The organism is Kitasatospora putterlickiae (assembly GCF_039527695.1).
GTDB classification, from domain to species: Bacteria; Actinomycetota; Actinomycetes; order Streptomycetales; family Streptomycetaceae; genus Kitasatospora; species Kitasatospora putterlickiae.
Map to the genome: position 1 here is coordinate 1 of NZ_BAAAKJ010000399.1, position 10,587 is coordinate 10,587.

Sequence of the window (10,587 nt, forward strand, 5' to 3'; positions counted from 1 at the left end):
CCGCCGCCCCGACCCCGACCGCCGAGCCCCCGGCCCCGACGGGCACGCCCTCCGCCACCCCGGGCACGCCCGCGCCGACGACGCCGGCCGCCTCGAACGCGCCGACCGCGCCAGCGACGCCGCCCGCCCCCGAGCCGTCCGGCATCCCGTCCACGGCGGCGAAGCCGTCGGCCTCCGTGAAGCCGACCGCCGCCGCGAAGCCGACCGCGTCCGGCGGCCCCTCGGCCACCCCGTCCAAGGACCCGAACTGCCTGGTCGACACCAAGGCGCTCGCCCCCGGTGGCAAGCCGGCCGACAACCCGATCCTGGTGCCGGACCAGAACTGGACCCTGCAGACCACCCGGCTCGCCCTGAACCACGCCGTGCTGCTCGGCGTGGTCAACGTCCAGACGCCCACCGGCACCAAGCGGGTGCTGAAGTTCGAGGTGGAGAGCGTCGACATCGAGAACCTGCACATGTCGACGCTGGAGGGCAACGGCAAGACCTTCCACGTCAAGGGCGCGCCCGGCTCGGTCTCGACCATGCGCGAGGGCCCGGTCACCATGTACGTGGAGCGGCTCTCCGGCCACCTGTCCAAGGTGCTCGGCCTGCCGGTCCCGATCGACCTGGGCGAGCTCACCCTCACCCCGGACGGCCCGCTGCCGCAGTGGCTGTACGACCTGATCGGACAGCTCCAGGTGCCGCTGTGGATCGAGCTGACCGGGGTGACCGCGATCCAGTCGGGCCAGTTCGGCGGCACCCTGAGGATCCCCGGGATGCGGCTCTACAACGACGACCTGCCCTACCCCGGGAACGCCTGATCCCGGACCCGCGAAACGCCCGTGGGGCGGTCCCTCCGGATGGAGGGGCCGCCCCACGGGCGTGTTCCGCGCCGCCTTACGCGGTGCGGGTGCCCAGGTGGTGCACCTGGACCATGTTGGTGTTGCCGGGGATGCCGGGGGGCGAGCCGGCGGTGACGATCACGGTGTCGCCGGCGCTCAGGTCGGTGATGCGCAGCAGCTCGCGGTCGACCTGCGCGACCATCTCGTCGGTGGTCTCCACCTGCTCGGTCACGTGCGCCTCGACGCCCCAGCTCAGCGAGAGCTGGTTGCGGGTGGCGTGGTCCGGCGTGAAGGCGATCACCGGGATCGGCGAGCGGTAGCGGGAGAGCCGGCGCGCGGTGTCACCGGACTTGGTGAACGCGACCAGCGCCTTGCCGTTCAGGAAGTCGCCCAGCTCGCACGCGGCGCGGGCGATGGAGCCGCCCTGGGTGCGCGGCTTGCGGCCCGGGTTGAGCGGCTGGAGGCCCTGCGAGACCAGCTCCTCCTCGGCCTTCTCGCAGATCCGGCTCATGGTGCGGACGGTCTCGACCGGGTACTTGCCGACGCTGGACTCCGCGGACAGCATGACCGCGTCGGTGCCGTCCAGGATGGCGTTGGCGACGTCGGAGACCTCGGCGCGGGTCGGGCGCGAGGCGTGGATCATCGACTCCATCATCTGGGTGGCGACGATGACCGGCTTGGCGTTGCGGCGGGCCAGGGTGATCAGCTGCTTCTGGACCAGCGGCACCCGCTCCAGCGGGTACTCGACGGCCAGGTCGCCGCGCGCCACCATGATCGCGTCGAAGGCGAGGACGATCTCCTCCATCGCCTCGACGGCCTGCGGCTTCTCGATCTTGGCGATGACCGGCACCCGGATGCCGACCTCGTCCATGACCTCGTGCACGTCCTTGATGTCCGCGGCGTTGCGGACGAAGGAGAGGGCGACCATGTCGACGCCCAGTCGCAGGGCGAAGCGCAGGTCCTCCTTGTCCTTCTCGGACAGGGCGGGCACGTTGACGGCCGCGCCGGGGAGGTTGATGCCCTTGTTGTTCGAGAGCACGCCGCCCTCGACGACCACGGTCTTCACGCGCGGGCCGTCGACGCTGACGACCTCCAGGGCGATGACGCCGTCGTTGATCAGGACCGGGTCGCCGGGCTTCACGTCGCCGGGCAGGCCCTTGTAGGTGGTTCCGCAGATGTGCTGGTCACCGGGGACGTCCTCGGTGGTGATGGTGAACTCGTCGCCGTTGTCGACGGTCACCGGGCCGTTGGCGAAGGTCGCCAGACGGATCTTGGGGCCCTGGAGGTCGGCCAGAACGCCGATGGTCTTGCCGGTGTCCTCCGAGACCTGGCGGACCTTGCGGTACCGCTCCTCGTGCTCCGGGTGGGAGCCGTGGCTCATGTTCAGTCGGGCGACGTTCATGCCCGCTTCGACGATGGCCTTGAGCTGTTCGTAGGAGTCCGTCGCGGGACCCAGGGTGCAGACAATTTTCGCTCGGCGCATATCGATCAGTCTATCCGTTCGTGTTATTGGTGCATTCGGCGCGAATGGAGAGGAATCGCCGACCAGGAGTCCGCGGAACGAGACGACGGGGGGTCAGTTTTCGGACGACCGGTGCACCAGGGCGAAGGCCTGCCGGGCGATCTCCAGCTCCTCGTCGGTGGGGACGACGGCGACCGCCACCCGAGCGCTGCCCCCCGAGGGGAGCAGGGCGGGGGAGATGATCCTCGGCTCGCGCGAGCGTACCGAGTTGAGCTCCGGGTCGACGGCGATGCCGAGCTCCTCCAGTCCGGCCGTGGCGGCCGCCCGCACCGGCGCCGCGTTCTCCCCGACGCCCGCGGTGAAGGCGATCGCGTCCACCCGGCCGAGCACCGCGTAGTACCCGCCGATGTACTTGCGCACCCGGTGGACGTACGCGTCGAAGGCCAGCCTCGCGTCCGCGTCGCCTTCGTCGGCGCGGCGCATGATCTCGCGCATGTCGTTGTCGCCGCACAGGCCCAGCAGACCGCTGCGGCGGTTGAGCAGGTCGTCGATGCCGTCGATGGACAGCCCGCCCACCCGGTGCAGGTGGAAGACCACGCCCGCGTCGATGTCACCCGAACGAGTGCCCATCACCAGGCCCTCCAGCGGGGTCAGGCCCATCGAGGTGTCGACGCAGCGCCCGCCGCTCACCGCCGACGCGGAGGCGCCGTTGCCCAGGTGCAGCACGATCACGTTGACCTCGGCCGGGTCCTTGCCGAGCAGCCGCGCGGTGGCCCGCGAGACGTACTGGTGGGAGGTGCCGTGGAAGCCGTAGCGGCGCACCCGGTGCTCGTCGGCCACGGCCTTGTCGATCGCGTACCGGGCGGCGTACTCGGGCATCGAGGCGTGGAAGGCGGTGTCGAAGACGGCCACCTGCGGCAGGTCGGGCCGCAGCCCCCGGGCCACCTCGATGCCGGTGATGTTGGCCGGATTGTGCAGCGGAGCCACCGGGATCAGCCGGCGGATCTCCTTGAGCACGTCGTCGGTGATCACCGTCGGCTCGGTGAACCGCAGCCCGCCGTGCACCACCCGGTGGCCGATCGCCGCCAGCTCGGGCGAGTCCAGCCCCAGCCCGTCGGCGGCCAGCTCCTCGGCGACCGCCTTGAGCGCCGCGCCGTGGTCGGGGAAGGCCTGGACGGTCTCCCGCTCCGCGCCGCCGCGCGGGGCGTGCACCAGCCGCCCGCCCGCCTCGCCGATCCGCTCGACCAGCCCGGAGGCCAGCCGGTCGCCGTCCAGCATGTCGATCAGCTGGTACTTGACCGACGAGGAGCCGGCGTTCAGCACCAGAACCCGCGTTCCCGCCCTCATGCCGACCGCTCCTCGCGCTCCTGCGACTGGATGGCGGTGATCGCCACCGTGTTCACGATGTCCTGCACCAGCGCGCCGCGCGACAGGTCGTTGACCGGCTTGCGCAGCCCCTGGAGCACCGGCCCGACGGCGACCGCTCCGGCCGAGCGCTGGACCGCCTTGTAGGTGTTGTTGCCGGTGTTGAGGTCCGGGAAGATCAGCACGGTCGCCCGGCCGGCCACCGGCGAGCCCGGCAGCTTGGTCGCCGCGACCCGCGCGTCCACCGCGGCGTCGTACTGGATCGGCCCCTCGACCAGGATGTCCGGCCGCAGCTCGCGCACCAGCTCGGTGGCCTTGCGGACCTTGTCGACGTCCGCGCCCGAGCCGGAGGTGCCGGTGGAGTAGGAGAGCATCGCGACCCGCGGCTCGACGCCGAACTGGGCGGCGGTGGCGGCCGACTGGATGGCGATGTCGGCGAGCTGCTGGGCGTCCGGGTCCGGATTGACCGCGCAGTCGCCGTACACCAGCACCTTGTCCGCCAGGCACATGAAGAAGACGCTGGAGACGATGGCCGCCCCCGGCGAGGTCTTGATCACCTCGAAGGCGGGCCGGATGGTGGCGGCGGTGGAGTGCGCCGCGCCGGAGACCATGCCGTCGGCGATGCCCTCCTGGACCATCAGGGTGCCGAAGTAGGAGACGTCGGTGACCACGTCCAGGGCCAGCTCGACGGTCATCCCCTTGTGCGCCCGCAGCTTCGCGTACAGCTCGGCGAACTGGCGGCGCAGCGGGCTGGTGGCCGGGTCGACGATCCGCACCTGGGCGCGGTCGGCGGACGGGTCTCCCGCGCTCCGGTGGCCGGGAGCCGTCCCCGCGTCGGGCAGGTCGATGCTCAGGCTCGCGGCCTTGCGGCGGACGGCGTCCACCTCGCCGAGCAGGGTGAGGTCGCAGATGTTGCGGCGCAGCAGGATCTCGGCGGCGCGCAGCACCCGCTCCTCGGTGCCCTCCGGCAGCACGACGTGCCGGCGGGCCGCCCTGGCCTGTTCCAGCAGCTCGTGCTCGAACATCATCGGGGTCACCCGCTCGGACCGGCCGACCTCGATCAGCTTGGTCAACTCGTCGGTGTCCACGTGCAGTTCGAACAGGCCGAGGGCGATCTCGGCCTTCCGGGGGCTGGCCGCGGAGAGCCTGCCCTCCAGGTGGGTCAGCGCGGCGGCGGTGAGCCAGCTGCCCTCCGGGACGACCGCGACCGGGGTGCCGGGGGCGAGCCGGCCGGCCAGCGCCATCACGTTCGGGCCGGGGTGCTGGCCGAGGGTGAGCAGCACGCCGGCGATCGGCGGGGCGCCGGCGGCGTGCGCGGCCAGCGCGCCGACCACCAGGTCGGCGCGGTCCCCGGGGGTGACCACCAGCGCGCCCTCGGTCAGCGCGTCCAGGAAGGTCGGCAGCATCGCGCCGCCGAAGACGAAGCCGCGGACGTCCCGGGCCAGTCCGGCCGCGTCGCCGAGCAGCACCTCGGCGCCGGTCGCGTCGACCAGCTGGGCCACGGTCGGCGCGGCCAGCGCCGGCTCTTCGGGGATGACGTAGGCGGGGATCGGCAGCTTCTCGGTGAGCTTGCGCTGGACCGGCTGCTTGGCGGACGGGGCGACCCGGTTGGCGATCATCGCCAGGGTCTCGCAGCCGAGGTCGGTGTAGGCGCGGTGGGCGTTGCGGACCTCGGCGATCACCGTGTCGGCGTCCTCGCCGTGCCCTCCGACCACCGGCAGCACGGCGGCGCCGAACTCGTTGGCCAGCCGGGCGTTGAAGGCCAGCTCGTCGGGGATGCTGGTGTCGGCGAAGTCGGTGCCCAGCACCAGGACCGCCTGGCAGCGCCGCTCCAGCGCGTGGAACCGGTCCACCAGCACCGAGACCAGCTCGTCCTGCCCGTGCGCGGCCTGCAGCGCGGCGGCCTCCTCGTAGGTGAGGCCGTAGAGCCCGGTGGCCGGCAGGTCCAGCCGGTACCGGGCGCGCAGCAGCTCGACCACGTGGTCCGAGCCCGCCTCCCCCGGGGCCTGGGCGTGCACCAGGGGCCGGAACACCCCGACCCGGTCCACCCGGCGGGTGAGCAGCTCCATGACCCCGAGCTCCACCGCCTGCCGACCGTCCCCGCGGTCGATCCCGGTCACGTACACGCTGCGCGCCACGCGGTTCTCTCCGTCCCGTCGTCTCAGGAAGTGGTCATATCGACCATACCTTCGCACCGTGAACGCCCGTTCGCGAGCAGAACGGCCCGGCGGCCGGCAAGGGGCCGAAGGTCGTTCCGGTGGCGCCCGGGGACCCGAGGACCTAGGGAAAGCGGTCGGGACCGGTGAGCCGGACGGTCACCGCCGTCGGCCGCTCGGTGAGGGAGAGCTGGGTGATCCGCTTGTCCAGCAGCCAGCCGTGCCGGTGGACCAGGGTGTCGCCGGGCCCGGGGGTCCAGCCGTCGGCGGCCAGCCGGGCGCGCAGCCGGCGGGCCGCCTCGGCGCCGGTCAGGCCCTCGGTGCTCACGACCACGAGGTCGCGGCGGCAGGCGTGCAGGCCGCAGCTGCGGTCGGGGCCGCTGTCGTGCTGGACGACCAGACCGGTCGGCAGCGACAGCTCGGAGCGCTCCGGGGAGAACGGCTCGTGGACGGCGAGCTGGTAGAGCAGGCCGATGACGAGGCCGATCAGCGAGTGGGCGGCGATCACGATGGTCGCCCCGGCGGCCGGCTGGCCGGACTCCCGGGCCGGCCGGGGGCCGCACCGCCGTCGTTCGGCCAGGGTGCCGATCAGGACCACCAGCCCGGCGGCGAGCGGGTAGCCGGACTGGGACTCGGCGATGGCCCGGCTGTGGAACCACTCGCGTTCCAGCCCGACCGGGATCACCGCCAGGGCGACCAGCGCCGTGGCGACCGCCAGGCCCACCGCCCTGGTGCGGGCCAGTGCCGCCCAACACCCCAGCGGCACAAGCACATACGCCCACCCGAGCACCATCCCCACCGGAACCCCCCGCCCGACCGCCGACATCCCCGGCGGGGACCCTAGCGCTGTGGAGGGCTCCGCCGTGGGCGGTCGCCGAACGTGGGCCGGACAACGCGCGCGGACGGCGTCTGTAACATCCCCGGCCCGCCGCGGGTCATTCAAGGTGTAGGGGAAAACGAGGCAGGGGAGCCCGGCGGGATGGCACGAGAGAGTCAGCTTCGGACGGCGAAGGGCCGGAGCGCGGAGGAGGACTTCCGGGCCTTCGCGGTGGCCCGCACGCCGCACCTGTACCGCACCGCCTGCCTGCTCACCGGCGGTGACACCCACCTGGCCGAGGACCTCGTGCAGGAGGCGCTCGGGCGGATCTACGCCCAGTGGCACCGGACCTCCTGGTTCGCCCCGCGGGCCCGGATCGAGAACCCGGCCGCCTACGCGCACACCGTGCTGGTCCGGGCCTTCCTCTCGCACCGCAACCGGCGCAGCAGTGGCGAGCAGCCGGTCGACGCCGTACCGGACGGCGCCGACCGCGAGGGCGACCCGGCGCTGCGGCTGACCCTGGTCGACGCGCTCGCCAGGCTCTCGCCCGGCGACCGGGCGGTGCTCGTCCTGCGCTACTGGGAGGACCGCAGCGTCGAGGAGACCGCCGAGGTCCTGCACCGCAGTTCGGGCGCCGTCAGGACACGGACCGTCCGGGCGCTGGGCCGGATCCGCGCCGTCCTCGGCGACAGCATCGGCGAGCTCGCCGACCGCTGAGCCCGCTTCACCAACCGACCCATCCATCTACCTGAACGGTGGTTCCGGCATGCCCGAGAACAGTGAGATTCCCGAGACCCGGTACGAGCAGGACCTGTCCACGGCGATGGCCCGGGCGGCGGACTCCTTCCACACCGAGACCGAGCCGCTGATCGACACCGCCTGGGGGTACGGCCGCCGGCTGCGCCGCCGGCGGCGGATGTCGGTGCTGGCGGGCGCCGCCGCGCTGGCCCTGGTCGGCGTGGGCGGGGTGGCCGTCGCCGGTCTGGCCGACGGCGGCCCCGGGCGGACCGTCTCGGCCGCCGGCGCTCCGACCGCCGGAGCCACGACCGCTGCGCCCGTCTCCGGTCAGCAGTTCCTCGACCTGTTCACCGGGCTGCTGCCGGCCGGTCAGATCGTTCAGGTCGGCGAGGCGCGCGGGACGGAGAGCGGCACCCCGCAGGTGCGGCTGGTCCACGACGACGGGCAGGGCCGGGCGCAGTACCTGTTCTGGATCACGCACAGCCCGAGCTGGCCCGACAACGGCGAGGGCTGCGCGTACGCCACCGCGCCCGACGAGTGCACCCAGACCATCACCGCGGACGGGTCACGGCTGGTGATCTACAAGGCCAACTACCGGAGCGGCGAGCCGACCGGGGCGAAGATGTGGTCGGCCACGCTCCACACGGCGGGCGGCTACCACGTGTTGCTGGAGGAGTGGAACCGCGAGCCGATGGCGAACGGGACGGGCATCACTCGGGCCGATCCGCCGCTGACCTCCGACCAGCTGGCCGCGCTGGTGACCGACCCGCGGTGGCAGCAGGTCATCGCCGCGATCCCGGATCACCCGGTCCCGCTGACAGCCGAATGCATTAACGATGAGGCGACTGCGGGAGACGGTTACAGGATCACCTGCGGGACGATCAGCCCCTCCGATCTTGCCTCTTTCCGGGCATCCGCCGAGGCCGGCCAGAACCAGCAGGGCAGCCCGTCGCCGTCGCTGCCCTCGCCCTGGACGCCCGGGCCGTCGAAGCCCCCCGCCCGGCCCGGCGATCAGGTGTCGCCCTCGGCCACCCCCTGAACCGGGCCCCGGCCGCCCGGCCGTTCCGCGCCGCGTGCCGGGCGTGGAACGGCCGAGTGGCCGCGGCGGGCCGTCACGCCGGGCGGAGCCAGAGGGTCGCCAGCGGGGGCAGGACCAGTTCGGCGCTGCGCGGCTGGCCGTTCCAGGTGACCGGTTCGGCCTTCACCGGGCGGGAGTTGGCCGTCCCGCTGCCGCCGTACTCCTCGGCGTCGGTGTTGAGGATCTCCTCCCAGAGCTGGTCGCGGCCGGTCAGCTCGGGCAGACCGACCCGGTGGCCGTGCCGGACGACGGGGGAGAAGTTGCAGACGGCGACCAGCGGGGTGCCGTCGGCGGCGTACCGGACGAAGGAGAGCAGGTTGTCCTCGGCGGCGCCGCCGTCGAGCCAGCGGAAGCCGGCCGGGGAGGTGTCCTGCTCCCAGAGCGCCGGGGTGTCGAGGTAGCGCCCGTTGAGGTCGCGGACGAGCCGGCGCACGCCCCGGTGCTCCTCGTGGGCCGGCCACTGCTCGTCGAGCACCCACCACTGCGGGCCCTGCTCGTGGTGCCACTCCGAACCCTGGGCGAACTCCTGCCCCATGAACAGCAGTTGCTTGCCAGGGTGGGCCCACATGAAGCCGAGGTAGGCGCGGTGGTTGGCGCGCCGCTGCCACCAGTCGCCGGGCATCTTGGCGACCAGCGCCTGCTTGCCGTGCACCACCTCGTCGTGCGAGATCGGCAGGATGTAGTTCTCCGAGTAGGCGTACACCATCGAGAAGGTGATCTCGTTGTGGTGGAACCTGCGGTGCACCGGGTCCTTGCTCATGTAGACCAGCGAGTCGTGCATCCAGCCCATGTTCCACTTGAGGCCGAAGCCGAGGCCGCCCTGGTCGGTGGGCCGGGTGACGCCGTCCCAGGCGGTGGACTCCTCGGCGACGGTGATCACGCCGGGGCAGCGCCGGTAGACGGTGGCGTTCATCTCCTGCAGGAAGGCGGCCGCGTCGAGGTTCTCCCGGCCGCCGAACCGGTTGGGCGTCCAGCCGCCGCTGTCGCGCGAGTAGTCGAGGTAGAGCATGGAGGCGACGGCGTCCACCCGCAGGCCGTCGACGTGGAACTCCTCGCACCAGTAGACCGCGTTGGCGACCAGGAAGTTGCGCACCTCGGTCCGGCCGTAGTCGAACTCCAGGGTGCCCCAGTCCGGGTGCTCGGCGCGCTGCGGGTCGGCCGGCTCGTACAGCGGCTCGCCGTCGAAGCGGGCGAGCGCGAAGTCGTCCTTGGGGAAGTGCGCGGGCACCCAGTCGACGATGACGCCGATGCCGTGCTGGTGCAGGGTGTCGACCAGGAAGCGGAAGTCGTCCGGGCTGCCGAGCCGGGCGGTGGGTGCGTAGTAGCCGGACACCTGGTAGCCCCAGGAGCCCCCGAACGGGTGCTCCATCACCGGCATGAACTCCACATGGGTGAAGTTCAACTCCTTGAGATATCCCGGGAGTTCGGCGGCGATGGCGCGGTAGGTGGTGAGGTCGGGGCGCCAGGAGGGCAGGTGCAGCTCGTACACCGACATCGGGGCGCGGTGGTGCGCGGTGCGCGCCCGGCGCGCCATCCACTCGCCGTCCTGCCAGCGGTGGGAGGACGCGGTGACCACCGAGGCGGTGCCGGGCGGGACCTGCGCGGCGCGGGCCAGCGGGTCGGCCTTGTCCAGCACCCAGCCCTGCCGGGTGTGGATCTCGTACTTGTAGTGGGTGCCCTCGCCGAGGTCGGGGACGAACAGCTCCCAGACGCCGGAGGAGCCGAGCGAGCGCATCGGGTGGCCGGTGCCGTCCCAGTGGTTGAAGTCGCCGATCAGCCGCACGCCGACGGCGTTCGGCGCCCAGACGGCGAACGCGGTTCCGGCCACGCCGTCCACGGTGCGCGGGTGCGAGCCGAGCGCCCGCCAGAGCTGCTCGTGCCGGCCCTCGGAGATCAGGTGCAGGTCGAGTTCGCCCAGGGTGGGCGGGGTGCGGTAGCCGTCGTGCTGGCGGATCGGCTCGCCGCCCGGGTAGCCGACCAGCAGCCGGTAGTCGGGCGCCTGCGGGGCGGCGAGCAGGCCGGTGAACAGGCCGCCCTGCTGGTGGGTGAGCTCCACCGGCCCCTGCTCGGTCTCCACCACGACCCGCTCGGCGAACGGCCGCAGCACCCGGATCGCGGTGCCGCCGTGCACGGGGTGGGCGCCGAGCAGC

Annotated in this window: 7 protein-coding genes and 1 pseudogene; 3 read left to right on the forward strand and 5 right to left on the reverse strand. The window is 72.8% G+C overall.

Features of this window, described 5'->3' with window-relative positions; all coding sequences use genetic code 11:
• A pseudogene (locus ABD308_RS34075) lies at window positions 1–800 on the forward strand (hypothetical protein); the annotation flags it as partial.
• A gap of 76 nt (window positions 801–876) precedes the next feature.
• On the opposite strand, the gene pyk reads toward ABD308_RS34075, so the two are convergent.
• The 4 genes from pyk to ABD308_RS34095 form a co-directional block, all read right to left on the reverse strand.
• Window positions 877–2,304, reverse strand: a complete 1,428-nt coding sequence (gene pyk / locus ABD308_RS34080) for a pyruvate kinase (RefSeq protein ID WP_344343652.1) — start codon at window positions 2,302–2,304, stop codon at window positions 877–879.
• A 93-nt stretch (window positions 2,305–2,397) separates the two neighbouring features.
• Window positions 2,398–3,630 (reverse strand): acetate kinase, encoded by a 1,233-nt coding sequence (locus ABD308_RS34085; RefSeq protein ID WP_344343654.1) that lies wholly within the window; start codon window positions 3,628–3,630, stop codon window positions 2,398–2,400.
• Complete coding sequence (gene pta, locus ABD308_RS34090) at window positions 3,627–5,786, reverse strand: phosphate acetyltransferase (protein ID WP_344343656.1); 2,160 nt, start codon at window positions 5,784–5,786, stop codon at window positions 3,627–3,629. Before pta ends, ABD308_RS34085 begins: the two co-directional genes overlap by 4 nt.
• 142 nt (window positions 5,787–5,928) lie before the next feature.
• Complete coding sequence (locus ABD308_RS34095; protein ID WP_344343657.1) at window positions 5,929–6,576, reverse strand: hypothetical protein; 648 nt, start codon at window positions 6,574–6,576, stop codon at window positions 5,929–5,931.
• Between the two features lie 207 nt (window positions 6,577–6,783).
• Here ABD308_RS34095 and ABD308_RS34100 point away from each other — a divergent pair, with 207 nt between their 5' ends.
• Window positions 6,784–7,338, forward strand: coding sequence for a SigE family RNA polymerase sigma factor (locus tag ABD308_RS34100; RefSeq protein ID WP_344343659.1), 555 nt, complete (start codon window positions 6,784–6,786; stop codon window positions 7,336–7,338).
• Window positions 7,339–7,387: 49 nt separating this feature from the next.
• Window positions 7,388–8,398: a hypothetical protein gene (locus tag ABD308_RS34105; RefSeq protein WP_344343661.1), complete on the forward strand. Its 1,011-nt coding sequence runs from the start codon at window positions 7,388–7,390 to the stop codon at window positions 8,396–8,398.
• 73 nt (window positions 8,399–8,471) lie between these two features.
• On the opposite strand, the gene glgB is transcribed toward ABD308_RS34105, so the two are convergent.
• On the reverse strand, window positions 8,472–10,587 hold a 2,116-nt coding region (gene glgB / locus ABD308_RS34110), incomplete at its 5' end, for a 1,4-alpha-glucan branching protein GlgB (protein WP_344343663.1).